The sequence below is a fragment of the Aliiglaciecola sp. LCG003 genome, from assembly GCF_030316135.1.
Classification (GTDB): Bacteria; Pseudomonadota; Gammaproteobacteria; order Enterobacterales; family Alteromonadaceae; genus Aliiglaciecola.
The window spans coordinates 924,801-949,975 of the sequence record NZ_CP128185.1 but is presented as its reverse complement, the minus strand read 5'-3'; the positions used below and the strand labels follow the sequence as shown (position 1 = coordinate 949,975).

Below are 25,175 nucleotides of genomic sequence, written 5' to 3'. Positions count from 1 at the left end.
AAAAGCCCAGCTTAGTCTGGGCTTTTTTGTCTGTAACCGGTACACGACTAGGTGAATAAAATTCATGGCAAAGACAGCAGAGCTTTATGTTTGGATTGGCAAAGACAAAAAGGGCCACAGCCGTAAAGGTGAAATCAGCGCCGCATCGATTTCTGAAGCCAAGAATTTACTCCGTCGCCAAGGTGTATCGGCCACCAAAGTTAAGAAGCTAGCAAAACCATTATTCGGTAAAAAAGACAAAGTCACCGCCAATGATATCAGCGTTTTGTCTCGCCAAATCGCCACTATGTTGAGCGCAGGCGTCAGTCTTATCCAAACCATCGACATGATTGCCCAAGGCCATGCCAAAACCAGTATGCGCAAGATGCTCTCAGAAATTTCCGATGAAGTTAAAGCCGGTAATCCGCTGTCAAATTCGCTGCGCAAACATCCCAATCAATTTGAAGATTTATATTGTGATTTGGTTGAAACCGGTGAGCAATCCGGTGCGCTAGAAACTATTTACGATCGTATCGCTACCTATAAAGAAAAAGCCGAAGCGCTTAAATCGAAAATTAAGAAAGCCATGTTTTACCCTATTGCGGTTATTGTGGTGGCGTTTATCGTAACCACCATTTTGTTGGTTTTCGTGGTTCCTCAGTTTGAAGAAATATTTAGTAGTTTTGGCGCAGAATTACCCGCCTTTACCCAATTCGTATTAGGCATTTCTAATTTTGTCCAAGATTATGGCATCTTTATCGGCGCGGGCATGGTAGCTGCTGGTATTGCCTTTGCTAAAGCCCATAGTCGCTCTAAAAACTTACGGGATAAAGTTGATCAGATAACCTTAAAAGTACCGGTGATTGGTGAGATTTTGAAAAAAGCCTCAATCGCTCGCTTTACCCGCACCCTAGCCACCACATTTGCCGCCGGAGTTCCCCTGATTGGCGCCCTCGACTCCGCTGCAGGTGCCTCCGGTAACGCGGTGTTTCGCGATGCCATATTGTTTATCAAACGTGAAGTAGCTGGTGGTCTGCAAATGAATGTCGCTATGCGTGCAACTGGCGTATTTCCGGATATGGTCACCCAGATGATTGCTATTGGTGAAGAATCAGGCGCGGTGGATGACATGCTAAGTAAAATAGCGACCATTTATGAAGCAGAAGTAGATGACATGGTAGATGGCTTAACTAGTTTGTTAGAACCGATGATCATGGCCGTATTGGGCGTTGTCATTGGTGGCTTGATTGTGGCCATGTACCTGCCCATCTTCGAAATGGGTAATGTTGTCTAGGCTTGTTGTTAAACACTAACCACTAGCGTCCGCAAATATTGATTAGATTGACCAGAAAGGTTTCTCCTTAGCCACTTTTCTGGCAATCTATCCGCGTTGCCAGCCTACTTAATAAGATTATCGATTATGCCAGAGATTTTTCAACTACTTGCCGACTCACCACCGTTCTTTCTAGCCTTTGTATTTTTCATTAGTTTACTGGTTGGCAGTTTTTTAAATGTAGTTATTTATCGTCTGCCAGTGATGATGGAAAATGAGTGGAGGGATGAATATCAATCATATTTTCATCCACAACAATTCGAGCAGCAACCTAAAGCTGCTCCCTTTAATCTAATTAAGCCAGATTCAACTTGCCCTAAATGCCAGCACAAAATTCGCGCCTGGGAAAATATTCCAGTAATCAGTTGGTTGTGGTTAAAAGGTAAGTGCAGTGCTTGCCAAAATCCCATTTCGTTTCGTTACCCAGCCATCGAAGCCATTACGGCATTAGCATCTGTTTTCGTTGCTTTTCATTTTGGCTATGGGCTACAAGGCGCAGCGGCAGTGCTGTTAACTTGGTGTTTGATTACACTTATCTTTATTGATATCGATAAAATGCTGCTTCCAGACCAAATTACCCTACCGCTACTGTGGATTGGTTTGCTACTAAGTTTAAACAACGTGTTTATCAATACCGAAGACGCCATTATCGGTGCGCTAGCCGGTTATCTGAGTTTGTGGAGCGTGTATTGGTTGTTCAAGTTATTAACCGGCAAGGAAGGCATGGGCTACGGCGATTTCAAGTTGCTCGCCGCTCTAGGTGCTTGGGTTGGATGGCAGCACTTGCCAATTGTCATTTTGTTATCATCTTTCGTTGGTGCCATCATCGGCATTAGCTATTTGGCAATTAAAGGTAAAGATAAAGGCAGCCATATTCCATTTGGACCATACCTAGCTATCGCCGGGTGGTTAACCCTAATGTATGGCTCTGATATCGCTGATATGTATATTCAATGGGCACTGGCATGAGTAACTTTGTGGTTGGCCTTACCGGCGGGATTGGTAGCGGTAAAACCGCCGTATCAGATTTATTTGCGCAAAAAGGAATATCCGTTGTAGACGCAGACATTATTGCCAGAGAAGTAGTTCAGGCTGGCAGCCCTGCTCTAGGCCAAATTGCACAACGCTTTGGACGACAAGCTATTTTAGCCAGTGGTGAGCTTAATCGCGGGTATCTTCGCGAAGTGGTTTTTGCCCAGCCAGAACACAAACAATGGCTCGACAATCTGCTACATCCGCTAATTCGTGTTGCTATTGTGCAGCAAGTTGCAGCGGCAACCTCGCCTTATTGTATTCTTGCTGTGCCGCTGCTGGTAGAAAATAAAATGGCGGCAATGGTCAATCGAGTTTTAGTCGTAGATGTGGATGAAATCGTGCAACTTAGCCGTGCATCAGCAAGAGATGGTCAGAGTACGGAACAAATTAAAAATATTATGGCAAACCAAGCTACCCGAGCTCAAAGATTGGCACTGGCCGATGATGTCGTTGACAACAATGGTCTGGTAGGATTACTAAATGAACAAGTTGACCATCTTGATGCACTTTATCAGCACCTAGCAGCAGAAAATAACGCCTGCAAAGACAATTAAATTCTCTATCAAAATAATTCGGGGTTGAAATCGAGCTTGAATTGCGTTGTAGTTCACACCTTTGTTGCACCAGAACTTTTTATACGTAAAATTGTCTACTCTGGAATAAGATAAACCTGTTTTGCGAGCCAATGGTGTTAGAGCACCCACTTTGGCATGTCGCCCTTGATATTTTCAACTCTGCTCAGGAAACCCAATGTCACACGCTGTTTACGAATTTCCATTAAACGAAAAAGTCAGGACCTATTTGCGTCTCGAACAGCTGTTCATTCAACTCAGACAAAGTGCAGAAGCCACAGTAGATTGGCAGTTCATGAGTTTTTTTGAAGCGCTATTTACTCTGCTAGATTTGTTAGAACGGTTAGATTTGCGCAATGACATTTTAAAAGACATTGAAGTACATGAAAAAAATTTAGTCTATTGGTCACAGCACCCGAAAATTGATTCCGAAGCGTTACAGGCGGCTCTGCAAAAGATTTTACGTTTGCGTGACCAACTGAAGCACTCTAAGAAAATTGGCGTGGCTTTAAAGGAAGACAAGTTCTTGAGCTCTATACGACAACGTTTTTCAATACCAGGTGGAACTTGCAGTTTTGATTTGCCCAATCTTCACTATTGGATTAAACAGCCTTTGGAATTAGTCAAAAAAGATATTACCTCATGGCTGCAGGAGTTTGATTTAGTCGATGAAGCCATCAATATCACCCTATCTTTTTTAAGAGAACGGGGGCGCTTTGTGGCCATCCAAACCGAGAGTGGTTTTTATCAAGGTGTTGCGGACGACAAGAATGAGCTTATCCGTATTCAAAGTTCCACAGACAAAGGTTATTATCCAATGTTAAGCGGTAACAAATACCGCTATGCAATTCGTTTTATGCTGTTTTCGGCCGACGAAAATGGCAGCACCCAAGTCAATCAACCCATCGAGTTTGATCTGGCAAGTTGTTAATCTAGTTAAATGTTAGAAGAGAATAATGGAAGTTAATTGCCCTACCTGTAAAGAGAAAGTGGTTTGGAATGAACAGAGTAAATTCAGACCCTTTTGTTCTAAACGCTGCCAATTGATTGATCTTGGTGAATGGTCAGACGAAAAAATGTCGATACCAGCTGGTCCTAGCAAAGAATCTGAACAACAGGCCATGCCTGACATTGAAGATATAGAAGCAATGTTGGCGCAGCAAGAACAGGACTTTTTTAAATCCTAATGAAAAATACATTTATATTATTAAGTGGCTTGTTGGTGGCTCCAAATGCTCTATCGCAAACTGATCCAGACAGAACGTTCACTTTTGCTGGTAAAAGCATAGAAGTAACTGCAGAGCATCTACAAATAATTCGCCAGAGAATCGATGCGAAAGATGTGCAGATTATGATCCAGAAACCGATGACAGGCAAAGATGCACGCTGGATTTTGGATTATATTAGTTTTAGCGAAGGCATGTACTCCCCTTCATGCAAAAAGCTAAAACTCATGGAAACTCGCCATTTTGATGTAGAACAAGATACAGATGAGACAAAAAATATCACTGAAGCGGGTCAGTTTGACTTTATTTGGAAAGTACAAGCCTGTGAAAACGTGCATAAATATAGGGTAGTCAATGGCAAGGATATGCCCTCATTTTTGGTCTATCCCATCGAGCTCTAGTCACTTGTCAGTATAAACATGCAGGCTTTACTCAACGTTTTCTAGTTGTGAAGAGCTAACACACAAGAGCGCTATTCATTTAGCGCTTCAAGTTCATCGACCATTAATTGTAAGCTCGTTTTACCACGGAATTCATTAATGTCTAATTTATAGGCCAAGCGGATATGCTTAATTTTCCGATTGGGCCAGAGCTGATTATCAATGTTGAATGCGATAGCATCAATTAATACACCAGAAGGATGTTTAACCATCATTTTCAAGTGTTTATTACCTAATAAACGTTGTTCCAGCACCTCAAACTCACCATCAAAAAGCGGCTCAGTAAAGCCTTGCCCCCAAGGACCCGCATCTTTGAGCTGTTGAGCAAATGCCAAGGAAAAATCTTCTGCAGCCAATTCGCCATCCGTTACCACTTGACCATTTACATCCATATCTTTTAGGGTTTCAGCACAGACTTGTTCAAAAACTTGTTCAAAAGCACTGAGCTTTTCTGCTTGAAGGGATAAACCCGCCGCCATTGCATGCCCACCGAACTTATCAATCATGCCTGGATAACGACTATTAATTTCTTCCAGTACATCTCGAATGTGTACCCCTTGAATGGAACGGGCAGAGCCCTTAAGGAGCGCATCATCTTGGTGGGCGAAAGCGATGGTCGGACGATTGTACTTTTCTTTAATTTTACCAGCTACAATCCCAATTACGCCTTGGTGATAGTCGGCCTGATAGAGCACTATGCCATTTGCCCCTTCTGAGTTGTTAAAAGTCGAACCTTCCAACGACGCCAATGCTTCTTGCTGCATAGACTCTTGAATATTGCGTCTTTCCTGATTCATTGAATCTAATTCGACGGCCATGCGGCGGGCTAAATTAGGATCCTCAGCCAACAAGCATTCAATACCAAGGGACATATCATCGAGTCTACCCGCGGCATTTAATCTAGGCCCTAATACGAACCCTAAGTCTGTTGCGACTAATCGTTTGGCGGATTTACCGGCTACATCAATCAATGCACTAATACCGACACGACATTTTCCACTACGAATCCGTTGCAGCCCTTGGTGCACCAGTACTCGATTATTACGATCCAGTGGTACCACATCCGCAATAGTGCCCAGCGCAACAATATCTAAATAGGCAGCCAAATTCGGTTCTGGCAACCCTTTTTGGGCAAACCAATCCAAGCTTTTTAAATGACTACGCAGTGCTAACATTAAATAAAAGGCGACCCCCACACCCGCTAGATTCTTAGATAAAAAGCCGCAACCTGGTTGATTGGGATTAACAATCGCCTCTGCCGGGGGCAGGGTTTCCGCGGCTAAGTGATGGTCAGTGATAACCACTTGTATACCCAATTTTTGTGCTTTTAACACCCCGGCAAAACAGGCTATGCCATTATCAACAGTAACGATCACCTCGGCACCTTGTTGGTGCGCCACTTCAACAATTTCAGGACTGAGTCCGTAGCCGAAATCGAATCGATTGGGTACCAAATAGCTATGTCCCGATGCGCCCATTTGGCTAAGACATAACATAGTTAACGCGGTACTAGTGGCACCATCCGCATCGAAATCACCAATAATAATAATTTTCTTCTGGTTGTGAAGGGCTTCGGTTAGCACAGCGGTGGCAGCATCGATGCCTACCAATTGGTCATAGTGTAATAGTGACTTTGCCCTGTTATCTAATTCTGCATCTGAGCGAACCCCTCTGGATGCAAAGATTTGTCTGAGCGTGGGATGAGCCACACCGCTAAGGTGATTATCGGGTACAAGGGGGCGACGGACGATCATTGATGACATGGAGAAACCATAGTTGGAATTGAAAACAGCGGAAGGGTCACCTTCCGCTTAGAATGTGTAAGTTATTAAATATTCAACAAGGTCTGCAATAATGCTTCTGGTGGCTGATATCCCGGTACCATCTCGCCGTTGGGCAAAATGATATTCGGTGTACCCGACACGCCGATACTTTGTCCAAACTCGTATTGCTGGGCAACATCATTGGTGCAATTAAGCGAATCCACGTTTTCACCCTGCTTGGCGCTATTCAGCGCTTCTTGGGGATTGGCCGAACACCACACTGACACCATGTCACGATAAGCAGGACTCATTACACCGTTGCGCGGAAAAGCCAAGTAGCGCACTGTGATCCCTTTCGCGTTATAACTATCCATTTCACGGTGAAGCTTACGGCAATATCCACAGGTAATATCGGTAAAAACATTCACTACGTACTTTTCATCTGCCGCTTTATATTCAATCACAGAGTCATTGAATTTAGGCAAACCCTGACGCCGAATAGCAATCAAAGATTCTTCAGTTTCATCTTTCATCCGCTTTTCTACATTGTAGATTTTGCCGCTGACCAAATAAGAGCCTTCGGGATCCGTATAAAATAGTCCTCTATTGGTCGCCACTTGTATCAGGCCAGCAATAGGAGAATCACCAACTGATATCACTTTAAACCCCAATTTTTTTTCTAAATTTTGCTTGGCTGTAGTGAAGTCATTTGCACCTTCAGTGACTTGACCAACTGCCACTACGCTCACGAGACCTACACCCAGTGCAAGTAGTTTAATCCAGACTTTCATATAGTTTCCTATTTACTGATGTGACTACTAAGACCCATAAAAGCACTATTTGATTGCGTCTTTTATCAGCTTATTTATATCCCTAGTGTATAACGATTGCCTGCTCAGTCCAACGTCTTATCTTTGTACTAAGCACGTCTGTGACAATTCCATGCAAGCAATTCTAACCTTAGCCACCGCGAGGATGATGTCGATCGACTAAGCGTTGTAGCCTTTCAGTAGCTACATGGGTATAAATTTGAGTGGTAGACAAATCACTATGGCCCAATAACATCTGCACAACTCTTAAGTCAGCACCATGGTTAAGTAAGTGAGTAGCAAAGGCATGACGCAATGTATGGGGTGACAAGGGAGAGGTTATGCCCGCCACAATCGCATAATACTTAACTCTGTGCCAGAAGGTTTGACGAGTCATCATCACTCCTCGCAAACTTGGGAAAACAATATCTGACTCTGACTTGAGCAATAGACGACGACCTTGGCGGATAAAGCGAGTCAACCAGTCAATAGCGTCTTCGCCTATCGGTACTAAACGTTCTTTGTTTCCCTTGCCTGTCACACGGATCACTCCCTGTTGCAAACCGATCTGGTCCATCCTTAACGACACTAATTCCGTTACTCGCAAGCCAGTTGCGTACAGCAGTTCTAGCATTGCTTTATCCCGTAACTCAATGGGAATGTCAGGATTGGGAGCATTTAGCAAATCATCAACTTGATCTTCGGATAATGTTTTCGGCAGCGGTTGGGCCAGTTTTGGATTACGCATATGACTGATAGGATCATCTTTGCGTTGACCGGTTTGCAGTAAAAATCCGCAAAACATTCTTAAGCTACTTAAAAAGCGCGCCACACTTCGTTCAGAAAAACCGCTGTCATATTTACTTGCGATATATTCCTCAACTTGTTGCTTTTGAAAATTCAACAAAGAAAACCTGGGATTCTCGCTAACATGGAAGAGCACGAATTTGTCAAGATCGGTGCGGTAGGCGCTGAGGGTATTCTCACTTAAGCCCTTTTCTATCCATAAAGAATCGATGAAGGCTTCAAGTATGTTGTGATTAGTTGGGCTAGAAGTCATTTTCAGCTACGCATTTACTTAAGTTCTAGCAGTAATTTTTGCGCTTCTTCTGCCCCATTATCTAACGCTTTTTGTAACCATAGTTTGGCCAACTTAATATCTTTCTTGGTTCCAAAGCCATTGAGATAGGCTCTAGCAGTGGCTAACATCCCCTCGGTTGAACCCCAATGAGCACTTTGCTCATAATAGGTTTTGGCTCGCTGGGGATCATCAAACTCATCACTCCCCAGCGCATAAATTTGGCCCAGTCCATAGGCCGCCTTAGCCGATTGTAATTGAAAGGCCTGTAAATAATAGTGAGATGATTTCTGGTAACTCATAGGTACCACTTCGCCCATGAAGTAAATGCGGCCGAGCTCTAACAAGGCATTAATACTATTGTGTTCGGCGCTTTGATCGAGCAGTTCTAGGCCTCGAGGAATATCTTGTTCTCGACCTTCGCCATAAAGGTAACAAAAACTGACGTCAAATATGGCTGCGGTTGAGCCTAACTTCATCGCTTGCTCATAATAATCGCAAGCTTGTTTAAAATCAGCTTCCCCTAGCTCACCAGAGTAGTACAAATCCCCTAAATTCTTTGCGGCATAGTAATTTCCGCCTTGATAAGCTTGCAAATAGAGTGCTTTGGCAGCCTCAATGTCCTGGTTAACTTCGGTGCCGTAGCGCAAAAATGTCGCGTAGTTATTACGCCCCGTTGCTGAGCCACCGTCAGCGGCAATGCGATAGTATGCAAGGGCACGTTTATTAGATTTGGTCACACCATTACCAATTTCATACAAATAGCCCAAATTAGCCGCAGCTCTGGCGTTGCCTAATTCAATTGCTCGCTGATAATAGTCAATTGCTGCGGGGATATTTTTGTCAATACCATCCCCTTCATTATGAATTAGGCCCAGTTCAAACCAAGCTTCAGCCTCGCCTAAATCCCCGGCTTTAGTCATCAGTTCAATACCCTGAACTGGCTGATGTAATAGATGATAAGTTAAATAACCCAGTCCATAGGTACAGTTGGATATTTCTTTAGGGGAGCTGCTAGTATGGCTAATAACCTGCTCATAAGCTTTGGCTGCTAAACCAAGATCCAAAATAGATGCTTCTTCGCTATACAAATCGCCAATCCGGCAGCCTGCTAGATTGAAACCTTGCTCCCAAGCCTGTTGCATATATTCTGCAGATAAACTCAAATCCTTTTTTACTCCCCTGGCATACCGATAAGCCAGACCTACATTGTACATTGCACTTGAGTTAGATTGGTCCGCTGCCAATTGGTACCACTTAAATGCTGCTTCGGGATCGGCTTTGATACCGTAACGCCCAGCAGAATAAAACAAGCCGTAATCTAATTGAGCAGCGTCATATCCAGATTGGGCTAGCTGTTGAATAAGATTAATACCGCTGATATTGTCTTGCTGGTTATTCCAACGTCCCTCTAACAATAAGTAAGCATAATCCAATTGTGCTCTGGGGTAGTGTTTTCCCAATGCCACTAACAATTGGGTTAACTTACCGTTAATGATCGGAGTTACCAAGCCATATATTTGATTGTAACGATAGATTTTCTCTCGCCAGATGGGGTAAAACTGCTGATCCAATTGAGACATAAAAGGCAAAAAAGTCTGGTCCGGATTAGCTTGACGAAGAAAAGTTTCAAGCCATATTTGCGTGGCCTCACTCTGGCCCAGGTTTTGCGCGTTTACTTTAAATAAATTAGCCGCATCTTGCAGCTCTAGCGGGTCGGCGCTAGAAATTAGATATTGGCCATGAATCGCACTAGCCTCAACAAATCCCAGTTCGGACAGGGTCAGTAAACTATCAATTTGTTGCTCAAAGCCCAGTTGATTACCTTGATGAAAATATCCTTGGGCCAGAATTACGGTGGCAAGCGCCCCTAATTCTTCAGGTTCAGATAATTGCTCAACGACGAGATCTGGCAGATCATTGCGCAATCGAGTGGCAAATTGCCATAGGAACCCTGGCGCCCCCGCAGTTTTGACTAATTTAGTATTGAGGGACGTATTTGCCAACCTAAACTTTTCAACGTAATTAGAGTCTTTGCTGGTGATTTTATCCGTGAAGTAATCGATGTTTTGCGCATACACAACGCGATATTCTCCAGTTTCACCGTCCAATGTGTGCAATTTGTACACAGCCCGATCAATCAAACGGACGAGCTCCACATCCAGAATATTTAAGCCCAGCCATTGAAAGACTAATTGTGCTTCATAGACATTTCGCGTTTTAATTGCCGTCAGAGGGGTTTGACCGTCACCGGATCGTAACAAGAGCTCAGAAATAGTCTCCATTCGTTGCTGTATTTGCAACAGTAACTCGGTGTTTTGCTGTAATTGGGCACAATGAGCTTGGAAAGTGTAAGCTTCGATACTGCTGTTATTAAGTGTCAGTGCGTGCTCTATGAGCTGCATATGCTGAGTATTACAAAACTGTTCTTTGGGCCATTGATGTAATTGTTCGGCTAATTTGGCATAAGGCGCTATGACGCGATCTACATCGGCCAAATAATAATCATTGATTTGTTTCATCCAGTAAACTTGCTCCTTGCTTAGTTCACTGACATTCAAATCCAAAATTTTATCAAAGCGCCGAGGTTGTTCAGGTTCAGTCTGTTGTGTAGTGCTAACACAAGCACTCAAGGTAACGATAGTTAACAGCGCGAACGTTGATGTTCTGATCCCTTGCCACATTTTACTATTTAAATCCTTTTTTTTGCTTTACCAATTCATAGGCAGATTGGATATCCTGTGTTTTGGCTTTGGCGATCTCAATCGCTTGTTTGGGTAATCCCTTAGAAACCAGTTTATCTGGATGATGCTCTGACATCAGCTTACGGTAGGCCTTCTTTATCAGTTTGGGGTCATCGCTTTCCTTCACGCCTAAAATTTTACAGGCATCCGCTAACGATTGCTGATCGGTATAGCCTGTCTGATGGGAGCGCTGACGTCCGTTGCGTTGAGAATGATGTTGCCCTTGTCTAAAGCGTATTTCAGCTTCATACATCGAGAGTAAATAAAGAAATTCATGCTGTTTAAAGCCCAATTGGCGGGCTACATTTTCCAATAGGTTTTGCTCTTGCTGGTCAAGACGCCCATCGGCAAACGCCGCCTGGATAAGGATTTCAAGGAAAACTTGCAATACATCGCGACGACCATGGCATGACAATTTAAATTCACTCAAAATTGCCGTCACCGGAAAATCAGACGCTTTACCTTCGCGAAATGCTTGCTGGGCTTCTTTGCGAGTGTCCCCTTTTAGACCCATCTGATCCATCAGTGCCGATGCTATTTTAATTTCTGCATCAGTGACTTGGCCATCTGCTTTGGCAACATGTCCCATGACCGAAAATAGTGCATGGAAAAATATTGCTTGAGATTTCAACTCGTCTTGGCTAGTAAAAAAGCGGCTGAACCCGCCCATTTGATTAAAATCTTGACTATAACCTTTGTCAAAAAAGTGCCCGACAATGAAACCTATAATGGCGCCAATTGGACCTTTAAACATGAAGCCAAAAATCGTACCTAGTATTTTACCCCAAATCGGCATTATATCTGTTCCATCGCGTTAAGTTGTTGCAATCGTTGTGCGGTACCGACGTCATGCCAATAGCCCTGGTGCCGTTGGCCTGATACACGATTATTAGCAATCTGTTCAAACAAAAGTGCCCGCAGTGGTAATTTCCCAGCAGTAAGGTTTTTAAACATATCCGTATGGTAAATCGCCACTCCACTAAAGGTGTATTGATTTTGCGCTTGTCGATAGATCTGCTGACCACGCAGACAAAAGTCACCGTCTAAGTTATGTGGGGGATTATTCACCATGATCAAGTGGGCCAAGTTTGATGCTGTCAATTCGGGTAATGTAGCGAAATCGATATCCGTAAAAACATCCGCACTGATGACTAAAAATTGCTTTGACCCGGCTAAAGCTTGTTCTATCAGCGGCAGGGCATGCACTATGCCCCCGGCAGTTTCCAATGCTTGCTGTTCTTTCGAATAAACAATCTGCAAGCCAAACTGACTGCCATCCTTGAGGTAATCTACAATTTGCTCGCCAAGCCAAGCATGATTAATTATCACTTGCTCAAATCCTGCCTGGGCTAGACGCTCTAGGTGGTAATCAATCAGCGCTTTATGGTTGATTTTCAGTAAAGGTTTGGGCGTGACGTCAGTCAAGGGGCGCATCCGCTCTCCTCGCCCAGCCGCCAGTAACATAGCAACTTTCACGAAATGCTACTCTCAACTTTAGGTTTAACCACATCGGCTACAAAGTTGCCAAACTCAGTCAATTCTGGATAGCGTCGGCTGACTTCAATGATATACTCCAAGGTACGAGGAATATCTTTCAGATAGCCTTGCTTTCCATCCCTATGATACAAACGGCAAAATATGCCGCTGGCCTTAATATGCCGTTGCACACCGGTAAGATCAAACCAACGGCTAAATTCATTCCACTCATAATGACTGCAATACTCTTGGTGATACCATTGTAATAGCTGTTCAATAGCTTGTTGTGGCCACTTCACGTAACAATCCCGTAATAGCGACACTAAATCATAGGTAAGAGGGCCGCGCACCGCATCTTGAAAATCAATAACACCGATTTGGTTATCAGCATCAATCATCAAATTACGCGAATGATAATCACGATGGACACCCACTTGAGGTTGATGTTCAAAGGTTTTAATTAAACTAGCATAGCTGCTATCGAGCATCTGTTTGGTTTCATCCGTGAGTGCCATCCCCAGATGGATTTCGAGTAACCAATGGGTAAACAAGTAAAACTCTGCGGCCAGCAGATCAGTACCGTAGTGAGGTAAAGACTCGCAATTAATTTCAACACACTGTTGCACCGCTGGCAGTTGTATCAAAGCCTGTTGATACAATTGCTGCATATTGCTGGCGCTCAGCGTATTGGCAAACTGTTGATCACCAAAATCTTGCTGGCAATAGAAGCCTAAATGAGCGCTGTGTGCATAGATAGTCGGCACATTAACCCCACATTGTTGATATGCAAGGGCTACATCTATAAATTTTTGACTGTTTTCAAATTCAGGGGGCGCATCCACACAAATAATGTGTTTTTGCTGTTGTTCATCAAAGAATCGAAAATAGCGTCGAAAACTGGCATCTCCTGAAACCATTTCGAGTGTTTGGCATCTAAACGGGGTATCGGAATTAATCCATTCAACCAATGCCTGCTCTCTTTGCAGTTTTTGTGTCACGTTTTACCTCTTTTTTATGGTATAAATATAACCAATACGGACGCATAATAGAAGAAAGGAAAAGCATAGTGTTGTATTATTTGGGAAGTTTGTTGGTAAAATACCCTCGAACCTTTGAAATCCTCACTTTTAACGTCGATTAACGACCCCTGTAAGGCAACTAAACTTAGACTCTGTATGCAAATTAACCAACTCAGTTTATTGCTGTTCACTTTATCATCAGGGACAGTTTTAGCCCAATCAAGCACTTCATGCCCGACGCCCGTTGCAGGCTACATTGCCGACGAAAAAATTCTTGAAGATCAGATAAGAGTTCGGGCTAACCGAGCTGAAATTCAACAAAATAATCTGGCTACCTTTGACGGTAAAGTAAACATTGTCAGTGATAAAGCACAAATTACCGCCAACAAGGCCGTGATTGATAAAGCCAATACCCAACTGAATGCCACCGGTAACGTCAGCTACCATGATAGCCAGATGCGAGTGCAAAGCACTGATGTACTGCTTAATACCGACTCAGGTAAGCTTGCAATGTCTGATACCGAGTACCAATTGACCCAATTTGGCGGCCGCGGAGCCGCAGATCTAATTGAGATAGACCAAAACAAAGGTGTGGCACTGACAGGAGTGAGTTATACCACTTGTCCAATTGGAGCGGAAGATTGGAAAATCAATGCCAGTAGTATTTCGATTGAACAGGGAAAGCTTTGGGGTGAGGCCATCAATACCGTATTTTATGTTAAAGATGTGCCGGTATTTTACCTGCCCTATTTCATTTTCCCTGTATCAAACCAGCGACAATCTGGCTTTCTATTTCCCGAAATCAATACCTCTAGTGCAACAGGCTTGTCATACGAGCAACCCTTTTATTGGAATATTGCACCTAATTATGACGCGACTTTCACCCCTAGAGTTATGTCGAAAAGAGGCGTTCAACTCAAAACTAACTTTCGCTATTTAAACGAACAAAGTTTGGGGCAAGTCAATATTGAATATCTGCCCAACGATCAAGAAACCATAGATGATCGAGATCGCTATTTTTATCGTTACACACACAACGGTAAGTTAAACGACAACTGGTTGCTGAATATTGACTTCAATGGCCTGAGTGATGATAACTATATCGCTGATTTTGGTTCCGACTTTTATAATCGAGCAGATACCCATCTGTATAAAACCCTATCCCTTAACTATTATAGCGACAATATTGATTTCTCGGTCAACTTCCGAGATTTTGAAGTCATAGGTGATCATCAGGATAACTATCGCGCACTGCCTGAAATGAAGTTTAATTATTTAACTGAGCAATTTGGTAGTTTTGAATTTAGCCTGGCATCAGAGTTAGCTTATTTTGACAATAAATTAGCCGAACAACCTACCGCGACTCGATTCCACTTGGCGCCGACTATTGCATTGCCTTTGCGGTCTCAATGGGGAGAATTCCTAGCGGAAGCGACCTGGTTGAATACCTATTATAATCAAGACAATATTGATGGTACGGGTTTGGCAGAAGAAACCACTCGTTCTTTGGGCCAAAGCCGAGTATTTGGCGCTTTATATTTCGATCGAGACACCAGTTGGCTAGGCAGTCATTTGCGCCAAACCTTAGAGCCCAAAATTCAATATTTATATACCAGTTACAAAGACCAAAATAATATTGGTTTATATGACACTACGCGCCTGTTAAACGACTTCAACGGCTTGTTTCGTGGTCAGGAATTTACCGGCTTAGATCGAATTAGCGACAACAATCAGATCACTGTGGGTTTAACGACCAGAATATTAGATGAAAATAGTCGGGAACAATTCAAGCTAAGCTTGGGTCAAATTTTCTATCTTGAAGATAATAAAGTGCTAGCAGCAAGTAAAGATGATGACCGTTCTGCATTAGCCTCTGAGTTAGATTGGCAAATTGGCAGCAAATGGTTTGCTCATACGGAATTGCAACTTTCAACCAAGACTGACAAGGTAGAACGCAGCAGTATTTCATTGGAATATCAGCTTAGTGAAGATAAGATTGTACAGATCAACCATCGATTTGTGCGCAATCTATCCGGGGAACAAATTGATCAATTTGGTGTCACAGCCAGTTGGCCGATAACAGAAAATTGGCACTGGGTAGGCAGATGGTACAAAGATTTGTCCTCACAAAGAACAATTGAATCATACGCAGGGGTACAATATGAATCCTGTTGCTGGTCAATAAGTTTAGTGTCGCAAAGACACCTTAGTAATCGTTTTGATGTATTTGGACAGCAAAATAGCCAAGAATTTGAATCAAGTATCAACCTGAAATTCAGCTTCAAGTTCTCCGGAACAGAGGCCCGTTCAGGACGAAGAAATATGTTGGAAGACGGTTTGTTCGGTTACAAACAGGCCTATTTAATTAATTAAGTCAGATTGAACAATGACTGCCGGGAACCGTCAGTCATTGTCAGTCGTTAACAAAAAGTAAGGTAACATGAAATCATTAGTAGTCTCAATTGCGTTAGTTGCTACCCTATCCTTTCATAGCATGGCCCAGCAGGTCATGCTAGACAAGGTTGCGGTTATAGTGGATCAAGGTGTCATTTTAGAAAGTGAAATCGAAGCTTTGGTTGCGCAAGTTAAACGTAACGCTTTGGCCAATAACCAAACACTGCCATCTGACCGCGCACTTCGCACCCAGTCAATTGAACGCTTAGTCACTGGTAATCTGCAAATGCAGATGGCCCAGAAGATGGGTATCCAAATAAGCGATCCCCAACTCGATCAAACCATTGCTGGCATAGCAGCCAACAATAAAATTCCTATGGAAGAATTCCGAAGAACCATTGCACAGGACGGCATCCCCTACGAAGTTTATCGTGAAGATATTCGTAAAGAGTTGATCACTCAGGAAGTAAGACGAGCCAATGTTCGTCGCCGTGTTTATATCACCGCTCAAGAAATCGAAAACTTGGTTAAAATGATTGACGAACAAGGTGCCCAGCAGGCCGAATATAATATGGGTCATATTTTAATCGGCTTCCCACCTCAGCCAACCGATGACGATATCAATAACGCTAAGGCAACCGCTGAAAAAGTGCTTTCGATGTTAAAAGAAGGGTCAGACTTCACTCGTATAGCCATTGCTTCATCCTCTGGTGCAAAAGCACTCGATGGTGGCGACTTAGGCTGGATGAACATTAACTCTATGCCGACCCTGTTTGCCGAAGCCGTCCAAGATAAAGAGAAAGACGCTTTAATCGGTCCTATCCGCAGTGGCGCAGGTTTTCACATATTAAAAGTTAAAGACTTACGCGGTATAGAAGTTGTTAAGGTCAACGAAGTTAATGCTAGGCATATATTGATTAAACCTTCAGTGATCCTAAGCGAAGAAAAAGCCAAACAGAAACTAGAACAATTCCGTGAACAGATTTTAGCTGGCGACGCTGAATTTTCTGCCTTAGCAAAAGAGCACTCAGCTGATACAGGGTCAGCCCTGCGCGGTGGTGAACTAGGTTGGAATGACCCAGGAATTTATGTTCCGGCTTTCAAAGATGCGTTAGCAGCCTTGAATGAAGAGAACGAGATGAGCCAACCATTCCGTTCTTCCCATGGCTGGCATTTGGTCCAATTGATTGGAAAACGAGTAGACGATGCCACTGACAAACGTAAAGAAGACAAGGCCTATCAGTTAATTTTCAATCGAAAGTTTGCCGAAGAAACAGAGGCTTGGCTTCGAGAAATGCGTGACACCGCATATATTGAAGTACTAGAAACAGACTCAGATAGTACAGGAAACTAACCTTGCCACTTAAACTTGCGGTTACACCCGGTGAACCAGCGGGCATAGGTCCTGACTTGATCCTGCAGTTGGCCCAGCATCAGTGGGAGGCACAAATAGTGGTATTCGCCAACAGTAATATGTTGGCGCAGCGCGCTAAGATGCTAGATTTGCCCATTGAACTTCTCCCGTACCTAAAGAGCAACAACGAGATTCAGCGCCCTGGGCAGCTTTTTATCGTGGATATCCCAGTTGATGATATAGTGGTGCCTGGCGTATTAAACGCCAAAAACGGACACTATGTAGTTGAAACACTACGCCAAGCCTGCGCTAAAAATATGGCTGGTGAATTTGATGCCGTTGTCACAGGACCGGTGAACAAAGGGATCATCAACGAGGCGGGAATCTCCTTCAGCGGCCATACCGAATATTTCGCTAGTCAATCGAATACCTCTGATGTGGTGATGATGCTGGCAACTGAAGGTTTAAGAGTTGTATTAGCAACCACTCACATACCCCTGGCCTATGTTTCTAAAGCCATTACCCGTGAACGTTTACACAAAGTTTTGCATATAGTAAACACAGATTTAAGATTGAAATTTGGCTTAGTACAGCCGAAAATTTTCGTATGTGGTTTGAATCCCCATGCTGGCGAAGATGGTCATTTAGGCAGAGAAGAGTTAGATATTATCATTCCGGCTCTGGATGAATTGCGAGCAGAAGGCTTAAATCTTACCGGCCCGCTTCCTGCAGATACTATTTTTCAACCTAAGTACATGGAACAAGCCGATGCAATCTTGGCTATGTATCATGACCAAGGCTTACCCGTCTTAAAATATAAAGGATTTGGTGACGCGGTAAATATTACCCTAGGACTGCCCTTTATTCGCACCTCCGTGGATCATGGAACCGCATTAGACCTGGCCGGCACAGGCCAAGCGAATCCCGGCAGTTTCATACATGCGATAAACCAAGCAATAAAATTGGCGAACAAAAAGCAATGACAAAACAACATCTAGGCCATACCGCTCGAAAGCGATTCGGGCAAAACTTTTTACATGACCCCTATATCATTGACCAAATTGTGTCAGCTATCAACCCGGTAAATGGTGAGAATCTAGTGGAGATAGGACCCGGCCTAGCTGCTTTGACTCAGCCTGTTTGTGACATAGTCGACAAGCTAACTGTGGTGGAGCTGGACCGAGATTTGGCAGAGCGGTTACGAACCCACCCATTTTTATCCAGTAAGCTAAATGTTGTTGAAGCCGATGCATTGAAATTCGACTTTACCGAACTATTTAATCCTGAACATCCTCTGCGGGTGTTTGGTAACTTACCCTATAATATTTCAACGCCATTGATGTTCCACCTTTTTTCTTTCGCTCACAAAGTGCAAGACATGCATTTCATGTTGCAAAAGGAAGTGGTAAATCGACTGGCTGCCAAAGCGGGTGAAAAAAATTATGGGCGTTTGTCAGTGATGGCACAATATCATTGCCGCATCATGCCAGTATTGCATGTGCCGCCGGAGGCCTTTAAGCCTGCCCCTAAAGTTGACTCTGCGGTAGTCAGATTGATACCTCATCAACAAAAGCCGGTAACTGTCAGCAGTGAAAAAATGTTGAATCAAGTCTGTGCGCAAGCATTTAACCAACGTCGCAAAACGATTCGCAACAGCTTGGGTAAGCTAATCGATGAAGACAGCCTCCGCCAGTTGGGTATTGAGCCTGAACTCAGAGCAGAAAACCTAACCCTTGCCGACTATGCCCTTATTGCCAATTATTTGGATGGGTTGGACAAGCAATCGTGAACAGCGAAACGAGTATCGCTATCAGCGTACAAACCCAATACATCCAAAATGAAATGCTACCTGAGGGTGAGCAATATGCGTTTGCTTACAAGATCACAATCACCAACAATGGCGATATCAGTGCGCAACTGCTGAATCGATATTGGTTAATAACTGATGGCGACGGCAAACAAACTGAAGTTGCAGGAGAAGGTGTGGTGGGTCAACAGCCACATATCGCTCCTGCCGATACTTTTGAATATACCAGTGGTGCGGTTTTGAAAACGCCAGTGGGCAGCATGCAGGGCTACTATGAGTTTATCGACGTCAACGGACGCCTATTTAAAGCACCGATTGAGGTGTTTAGCCTATCCGTTCCCAATAAATTAAATTAATTTCAGCTATGGCAAATTATATTGTTGGTGATATTCAAGGATGTTTGCACGGTTTGCAGCAATTGCTGCAACAGGTCAGTTTCGACCCGCTAAAAGACAAATTGTGGGGAGTCGGTGATTTGATTGCCAGGGGCCCAGATTCCTTAGATACGTTATTATACTTGCGTTCGCTGGGCGAAGCATTTGATACTGTGTTGGGTAACCACGATCTACATTTCCTCGCTATACAAGCCGGATTAAAAACGCCTAAGAAAAGTGATTTTCTAGATGCTTTATTGCAATCCGACCAAGTCGAAGAAATTGTCTATTGGTTACGCAGTAAACCCTTAGCCAGAAAAATTAATAAACAGACGCTGATATGCCATGCAGGATTGTATCCCTCTTGGTCGTTTAAAAAAGCGCTTAAGTTAAGTGACGAGTTTTCAGCTCAAATTCAAGGTCCGAACTGGGTAAAGGTTCTTCAACAAATGTACGGCAACGAACCCTCTGTTTGGCGCAAAGACTTACAAGGGCCCGATCGCGCGCGCTTTATTGCCAACGCCTTCACGAGAATGCGTTATTTGACGAAGGGGGGAAAGTTGGAGTTTTCCAGTAAAGGCGCGCCATCGAAGGCTGCTTCGTCAATTCAACCTTGGTTTAGCATCCAAAACCATAAATTAAAGACCCAGCAGCGAGTGTTTTTTGGACATTGGGCAACTCTGATGGGGCAAACTCACTCTGAACAATTTATTGGTTTAGATACGGGTTTCATCTGGGGAAATCATATGACCCTTTATTGCCTAGAAACCGACACAAGACACATAGTTAGTAATAAAGAATCCGATAAAACGGTCGATACTAAGATCAAATTGTCTTAACAGCAGACAAAACATTGCGCAAATTTACTGATGTCGGCTTATACTTTTGCACTGACATCTAATACCTGTCTTTTTTTAGTGACCTTTGGGTCGGAATTTGACACACTAGTAATTGGTCTGCCTTGGCGGTTCAACGATTAACAATTCAGATAGTAAGTAGCAATAGGAGTATCTAAATGAAAATAACTGTGGCTGCACGAGTCATTGGTGGCTTTACCTTAATTTCTCTTTTACTACTTATTATTGGCATATCATCGCTAATAAATTTTAGTGCTATCGATAGTGCGACTGAAGAAGTAAATACCTTAGCAATCCCCACTCTAAATGGCAGTAATCAGCTCAAAGTATCTTTCCTCAATATGGGGAGATTGACTGTTGAGGGTTACCATGAGAAAGACCTCGCTCAGTTAGAAAATAAACTAAATAATTTTCAAACTAGCCAAAGTAACTTTACTAGTGAATTCAGCACCATTCGCAGTATCGTCAAAAAAGACCCCGCATTTAGTGGAGCAATGAACAACGTTGACGGTATTTATCAACAATATATTACTAATGTCACTACTATGTTCAACAGCCGCAAGGCTGACTTAGAATATGAAGTCATCCTTGGAAATATCGTCAGCAATGTAGAAGACAATGCAGATGACTCTTCCACATTAATCCTCGACTTCGCTGATATGGGTTCAGTACAAAGAGACAGCAAACTTCGCCAGGCTTCAGAAATGGGTGGTAAATTAGAAACTTCACTGCTTACTCTGCTGACTGTCAGCGCAGATTATATCAAAACGACTAATTTGATACGCGCCAAAACAATTGGTAATGAAGTCGAGTTGGTGATTAACCAAGTATCAGAACAGTTGGCTGAAATGCAATCCTTAGCTGGGGGCCGTGACGATAGTGGCACCCTTGACGAGATATCAGATCTAGTTGGTTCGGTGATAAGCTCGGTAACCGCCTCCGATGGTTTATTACAAACTCAGGTTAATCGTTTAAATAAACATATAGAAGCTAGCAAGGCGCTAGAAGCATCAGAAAACAATATTCGGGAAGCCATAGCAGAGCTGAATGAATTGCTGAAGTTAGCAGAAGCTAAAACCAATATGATGAAAGAACAAGTTGCCGATAAAGTCTCCAGTGGCACTACTATTATTATCATATTTATACTTTTCTCGGCGGTCATTGCCTTTTGGATTGGTTATAAGAGTGTCAGGGCCATTACGGTACCCTTACGTAAAGTTAATGAAGTATTGCACATAGTTTCCTCAGGTGATTTAACTCGTAAGTTAGATGATTCATCAGATGACGAGTTTGGTGAGCTTGCTAAGAGTGTGAATAATTTGATCGAAAGTCTGAAGAGTCTTATTACCGGTATTAGCTCGCGTGCGGCTCAATTAGCAGCAGCCTCTGAAGAGACATCGGCCGTTACCGCCCAGACTACCCATTCAATTAACAATCAAAAATCTCAAGTGGCGCAAGTTGCTGCTGCTACTACTGAAATGCATAGTACGTCTCAGATGGTCACGCAAAGTGCTGAAGATACTTTGAATCAGATCAGACATGCAGATAAAGAAGCTGAGAAAGTGAAATCTATTTCATTAGAGAATAAGCGCACCATCGAAAAGCTTGCTGTAGACGTTGACGATGCCGCTTCGGTAATCAATAAATTACATCAAGATAGTGCCAGTATTGGTGGCATCCTAGATGTTATTCGCGGCGTGGCAGATCAAACAAACTTGCTGGCCCTAAATGCTGCCATTGAGGCTGCACGTGCCGGTGAGCAAGGTCGTGGATTCGCTGTTGTTGCCGATGAAGTTCGTACCCTAGCAAGTCGCACACAACAATCCACTCAAGAAATAAATGCCATGATTGAAGTATTACAAGCCGGCGCGGAGAAAGCCGTGACTGTGATGAATCAAGGTAAAGAACAAACTACTTTATGTGTTGAACAAACTGAGAAAGCAACTCAAGCCTTAGATTTGATTACTGCAGCAGTCCACAAGGCACACGATGTAAGTAGTCAGATAGAACAATCGGCTCGTGAACAGAACTTAGTGTCACAAGAGATCAGTGAGAAACTAGAGAACATTGTTGGCATAGCAGAAGAAACCTCTGTTGGCGCACAGCAAACTGCTGACTCAAGCGAAGAAGTTGCAAAACTAGCAGAAGAGCTACAAGCTTCTATCCAACAGTTTAGAGTGTGATTACTAGCACTATAAAAATGCCGCTGATTAGCGGCATTTTTTTTGGTTTAAGTATAAATGGGCATCACTTTACCCTGCCACATATTTATCCTACGTCTTAGTCTCTATTCAAAAAGACTTCTATGTAGCTCTTTGACTATTTCGGTACTATCATCCTGATGAACTAAGAAAGACATGTTGTGAGGGTTGGCACCATAGCAAATCATGCGTAAATTATAGTCCCTAACCGACCAGAATATCTTACTGGAGACCCCTGCTGCACTATGCATATTATTGCCAACAACGGTGACCAAATCATAATTATTCTCAATCACCACTTCACAAAAATCCCGCAATTCATCGAGAGTTTCACGGTTAAGTTTTTCTGCCACTGAGTTGGCTGGATTATCTAAAGTAAAAGAGACCGCTATTTCAGATGTGGTAACCAAATCAACACTTAAATTATGTTTGGCAATTATAGTGAATACCTGCTGCAAAAAGCCTGGCGCGTGCATCATCTTCGGGGTTTTAACGGTGACCATTACCTGCTCTTTCCTGCGCGTAATAGCACGATAAGGCGGTTCATGCTTGCAATTTCGAACGATCCAGGTGCCGCCCTTTTCAGGCTCTTTACTTGAGCCTACAAATACTTTTATGTCTTGGCGTAAGGCTGGTTCCATAGTAGCGGGATGCAGCACTTTGGCGCCGAAGTTTGCCATCTCAGCTGCTTCTTCAAAACTAAGCTCAGGTAAAGGGCGAGCAGTATCAGTGATCCTAGGGTCGGTTGTATATACGCCCACGACATCAGTCCATATTTCACAACTTTGCGCACCTAACGCTTCTGCCAACAAGGCTGCGGTGAAATCACTACCGCCTCTGCCTAGAGTAGTTGTGCGCCCTATTTCATCTGCTCCTACAAACCCTTGAGTCACTAGCACTTTATCAATTATCTCAGGTTGCATAAGTTGTGATGCCAAACGCTCAATCTCGGCAAGCTGAGGAACCGCTTCACCGAAAGTCGTGTCAGTGCGTAATACTTTTCGAACGTCGAAGTTTTCTGCATTGACGCCTTCTCGCTTGAGTACTTCAGTAAACAATAGCGATGACATTCTTTCACCAAAAGATAGCAAGGTGTCCTTTAAGTCGTCACGGTGTAGCAGTTCTTCGTGCTGTGCGGCGTCGATAAGTGCTTCGAGTAAAGATTCGAGTTTTTCAGATAACTCTGGTGGCTTACCTAAATCTTGCAAAATTGAATATTGAATAGCTTTTATCTTTTCAATGATATCGATAATTTGAGCTTGGGTTAACGGGGTATTAGCCAAACTCACCAGATGGTTAGTCACGCCTGCCGAAGCACTCACAACCACCACTCGTGTAGCAGGTTCAGCCGCTACGATTTTGGCACAGTTACGCATGGCCGACATGGTCGCCACACTAGTACCACCAAATTTTGCAATATTAAGAGAAGAAACAGTCACGCTTTGTCCTTAGGGTTATTAGTGGTTATAGACTAGCAGAATTAACTCAAATCTATACAAAAATCAGTCATCTGACCCCATCAATTGGCATTATTTATGCGAATTTGATGAATTAAAATTCAATGGCTTGACCCGTTATTCTTTACTTTTGTGGGCTAGGCTCGCAGCATTAGCTTCCCAGTTTTGCCCATCAAACGGCACGATATTGATCACTGGAGGTTTTATATCCAAACATCGTACATTGATGTCTACACCGTCGGGATTTGAGCGGGGGTAATAAAATGGTTTGGCACCGCAGGTTGCGCAAAACAAATGCCTGGCCACACCAGTATTAAATCTATATTCAGTAAGATTAGCTAATTCGGTCAACAATCTAAACCGGCTGGCAGGCACTATCAGATGCAAAAATCCAAATTTACTGCAGACCGAACAGTTGCAATCTTCTACTTCAACTTCGGTAAAGCTATCAACTTCAAATTTGACCGCGCCACAATGGCAACTGCCACTAAAGGTGGTTAATTCAGCCTTATCAGTCATGTCTATCCTTTTTTGGCAAATAAACGTTATTCAGCGGCAGTAATAGTAACCTTATCGCCTATTTTGATATCATTGTTGGCAAACCATGTCTGATTCATTTCTAACGCATACTTCACATCATGAGTGGAAGAAATCGAGGTTAAATCATTAGGTTGCATTGGGAAAATATCGACAATAATTCCTTTATCATCAATAAAAGCCACATCAAGTGGTATTAGCGTATTTTTCATCCACATGCTGACACGTCGTGAACGTGAATATTCAAATAGCATCCCGCAAGCATTGCATAACTCTGTACGATGCATCAGTCCTTGCATGCGTTGTTCAAATGTTTGAGCTAACTCTACTTTGAGTGTCATGTCTTTAACGCTAATTTCCGCGCTATCAAAATCAATTGCCCATACTGAAGCACCAGCTATAAGGCTGAAAGCGGCAAAAAAACGTATTAAAACTTTATTTATATTCATAGTGATCATTATAGTTGTTTGCAAGAGCAACCCTCAACACCATCACTGGTGTGCCAGGCTTCATATTGTCCTTGTACACATTGACTTTTCACGGCAAAGCATTGCTTACCATAGCCAATTTTCGTGTTTGCTAGATCTGCAGCGGCATTTCCCAGAAGTTGTTTTCCGGCCATACTAGAACAGGCTGACAGCATGTAGCAAATACTCAAAATGGTAACTCTTTTCATTTTCAGACCCGTTTGTTGAGTACATGACTCAATTAAGATTATCG

At 43.1% G+C, this 25,175-nt stretch carries 24 protein-coding genes; 13 read left to right on the top strand and 11 right to left on the bottom strand.

From position 1 onward, the window contains the following. The first annotated feature begins 64 nt into the window (after nucleotides 1-64). The 6 genes from QR722_RS03975 to QR722_RS03950 all read left to right on the top strand — a co-directional run bounded on the left by QR722_RS03975 (nucleotide 65) and on the right by QR722_RS03950 (nucleotide 4,546). A complete protein-coding gene (locus QR722_RS03975; RefSeq protein WP_286285464.1) occupies nucleotides 65-1,273 on the top strand; it encodes a type II secretion system F family protein in 1,209 nt (402 codons plus the stop codon). Between the two features lie 126 nt (nucleotides 1,274-1,399). Next, nucleotides 1,400-2,281 (top strand): prepilin peptidase, encoded by an 882-nt coding sequence (locus tag QR722_RS03970; protein WP_286285462.1) that lies wholly within the window; start codon nucleotides 1,400-1,402, stop codon nucleotides 2,279-2,281. After that, on the top strand, nucleotides 2,278-2,901 hold the full coding sequence (gene coaE / locus QR722_RS03965; protein WP_286285460.1) for a dephospho-CoA kinase: 624 nt from the start codon (nucleotides 2,278-2,280) through the stop codon (nucleotides 2,899-2,901). The genes QR722_RS03970 and coaE overlap by 4 nt, the downstream gene beginning before the upstream one ends. A 196-nt stretch (nucleotides 2,902-3,097) precedes the next feature. Beyond that, the gene (gene zapD / locus QR722_RS03960) at nucleotides 3,098-3,850 is read left to right on the top strand and encodes a cell division protein ZapD (RefSeq protein ID WP_286285456.1); all 753 of its coding nucleotides are present in this window, start codon (nucleotides 3,098-3,100) and stop codon (nucleotides 3,848-3,850) included. A gap of 25 nt (nucleotides 3,851-3,875) precedes the next feature. Next, nucleotides 3,876-4,106, top strand: a complete 231-nt coding sequence (yacG, locus tag QR722_RS03955) for a DNA gyrase inhibitor YacG (RefSeq protein WP_286285454.1) — start codon at nucleotides 3,876-3,878, stop codon at nucleotides 4,104-4,106. Next, a complete protein-coding gene (locus QR722_RS03950) occupies nucleotides 4,106-4,546 on the top strand; it encodes a hypothetical protein (RefSeq protein WP_286285453.1) in 441 nt (146 codons plus the stop codon). Before yacG ends, QR722_RS03950 begins: the two co-directional genes overlap by 1 nt. Before the next feature lie 71 nt (nucleotides 4,547-4,617). Here the strand turns inward: QR722_RS03950 and recJ are convergent, their stop codons facing one another. The 7 genes from recJ to QR722_RS03915 all read right to left on the bottom strand — a co-directional run bounded on the left by recJ (nucleotide 4,618) and on the right by QR722_RS03915 (nucleotide 13,453). Next, a complete protein-coding gene (gene recJ, locus QR722_RS03945; RefSeq protein ID WP_286285451.1) occupies nucleotides 4,618-6,348 on the bottom strand; it encodes a single-stranded-DNA-specific exonuclease RecJ in 1,731 nt (576 codons plus the stop codon). Nucleotides 6,349-6,413: 65 nt separating this feature from the next. Next, nucleotides 6,414-7,139 (bottom strand): bifunctional protein-disulfide isomerase/oxidoreductase DsbC, encoded by a 726-nt coding sequence (gene dsbC, locus QR722_RS03940; protein ID WP_286285449.1) that lies wholly within the window; start codon nucleotides 7,137-7,139, stop codon nucleotides 6,414-6,416. A gap of 169 nt (nucleotides 7,140-7,308) precedes the next feature. Next, entirely contained in the window at nucleotides 7,309-8,217 is a 909-nt protein-coding gene (xerD, locus tag QR722_RS03935) for a site-specific tyrosine recombinase XerD (RefSeq protein WP_286285446.1), read from the bottom strand. Between the two features lie 14 nt (nucleotides 8,218-8,231). Then, entirely contained in the window at nucleotides 8,232-10,919 is a 2,688-nt protein-coding gene (locus QR722_RS03930; RefSeq protein WP_286285443.1) for an SEL1-like repeat protein, read from the bottom strand. 4 nt (nucleotides 10,920-10,923) lie between these two features. Then, nucleotides 10,924-11,775, bottom strand: coding sequence for a co-chaperone DjlA (gene djlA / locus QR722_RS03925; RefSeq protein WP_286285439.1), 852 nt, complete (start codon nucleotides 11,773-11,775; stop codon nucleotides 10,924-10,926). Next, entirely contained in the window at nucleotides 11,775-12,443 is a 669-nt protein-coding gene (gene murU / locus QR722_RS03920) for an N-acetylmuramate alpha-1-phosphate uridylyltransferase MurU (protein WP_286287558.1), read from the bottom strand. Before murU ends, djlA begins: the two co-directional genes overlap by 1 nt. Nucleotides 12,444-12,451: 8 nt before the next feature. Next, nucleotides 12,452-13,453 (bottom strand): aminoglycoside phosphotransferase family protein, encoded by a 1,002-nt coding sequence (locus tag QR722_RS03915; RefSeq protein ID WP_286285436.1) that lies wholly within the window; start codon nucleotides 13,451-13,453, stop codon nucleotides 12,452-12,454. Nucleotides 13,454-13,630: 177 nt separating this feature from the next. Here QR722_RS03915 and QR722_RS03910 point away from each other — a divergent pair, with 177 nt between their 5' ends. The 7 genes from QR722_RS03910 to QR722_RS03880 all read left to right on the top strand — a co-directional run bounded on the left by QR722_RS03910 (nucleotide 13,631) and on the right by QR722_RS03880 (nucleotide 22,443). After that, a complete protein-coding gene (locus QR722_RS03910; RefSeq protein WP_286285434.1) occupies nucleotides 13,631-15,847 on the top strand; it encodes an LPS-assembly protein LptD in 2,217 nt (738 codons plus the stop codon). Nucleotides 15,848-15,914: 67 nt separating this feature from the next. Then, complete coding sequence (surA, locus tag QR722_RS03905; RefSeq protein WP_286285433.1) at nucleotides 15,915-17,222, top strand: peptidylprolyl isomerase SurA; 1,308 nt, start codon at nucleotides 15,915-15,917, stop codon at nucleotides 17,220-17,222. A 2-nt stretch (nucleotides 17,223-17,224) separates the two neighbouring features. Then, the gene (gene pdxA / locus QR722_RS03900; RefSeq protein ID WP_286285432.1) at nucleotides 17,225-18,205 is read left to right on the top strand and encodes a 4-hydroxythreonine-4-phosphate dehydrogenase PdxA; all 981 of its coding nucleotides are present in this window, start codon (nucleotides 17,225-17,227) and stop codon (nucleotides 18,203-18,205) included. Continuing rightward, nucleotides 18,202-19,011: a 16S rRNA (adenine(1518)-N(6)/adenine(1519)-N(6))-dimethyltransferase RsmA gene (gene rsmA, locus QR722_RS03895; protein WP_286285431.1), complete on the top strand. Its 810-nt coding sequence runs from the start codon at nucleotides 18,202-18,204 to the stop codon at nucleotides 19,009-19,011. The genes pdxA and rsmA overlap by 4 nt, the downstream gene beginning before the upstream one ends. Beyond that, the gene (gene apaG, locus QR722_RS03890; protein WP_286285430.1) at nucleotides 19,008-19,385 is read left to right on the top strand and encodes a Co2+/Mg2+ efflux facilitator ApaG/CorD; all 378 of its coding nucleotides are present in this window, start codon (nucleotides 19,008-19,010) and stop codon (nucleotides 19,383-19,385) included. The genes rsmA and apaG overlap by 4 nt, the downstream gene beginning before the upstream one ends. An 8-nt stretch (nucleotides 19,386-19,393) precedes the next feature. After that, entirely contained in the window at nucleotides 19,394-20,242 is an 849-nt protein-coding gene (locus tag QR722_RS03885) for a symmetrical bis(5'-nucleosyl)-tetraphosphatase (RefSeq protein WP_286285429.1), read from the top strand. A gap of 176 nt (nucleotides 20,243-20,418) precedes the next feature. Beyond that, nucleotides 20,419-22,443, top strand: coding sequence for a methyl-accepting chemotaxis protein (locus QR722_RS03880; RefSeq protein ID WP_286285428.1), 2,025 nt, complete (start codon nucleotides 20,419-20,421; stop codon nucleotides 22,441-22,443). Nucleotides 22,444-22,547: 104 nt separating this feature from the next. On the opposite strand, the gene lysC is transcribed toward QR722_RS03880, so the two are convergent. From lysC to QR722_RS03860, 4 genes are all read right to left on the bottom strand, one after another. Next, entirely contained in the window at nucleotides 22,548-23,900 is a 1,353-nt protein-coding gene (gene lysC, locus QR722_RS03875; protein ID WP_286285427.1) for a lysine-sensitive aspartokinase 3, read from the bottom strand. Between the two features lie 135 nt (nucleotides 23,901-24,035). Continuing rightward, the gene (locus tag QR722_RS03870) at nucleotides 24,036-24,437 is read right to left on the bottom strand and encodes a GFA family protein (RefSeq protein WP_286285426.1); all 402 of its coding nucleotides are present in this window, start codon (nucleotides 24,435-24,437) and stop codon (nucleotides 24,036-24,038) included. Nucleotides 24,438-24,463: 26 nt separating this feature from the next. Beyond that, nucleotides 24,464-24,904: a DUF192 domain-containing protein gene (locus QR722_RS03865; protein ID WP_286285425.1), complete on the bottom strand. Its 441-nt coding sequence runs from the start codon at nucleotides 24,902-24,904 to the stop codon at nucleotides 24,464-24,466. 8 nt (nucleotides 24,905-24,912) lie between these two features. Next, nucleotides 24,913-25,131: a hypothetical protein gene (locus tag QR722_RS03860; protein ID WP_286285424.1), complete on the bottom strand. Its 219-nt coding sequence runs from the start codon at nucleotides 25,129-25,131 to the stop codon at nucleotides 24,913-24,915. Between the last annotated feature and the right edge of the window lie 44 nt (nucleotides 25,132-25,175).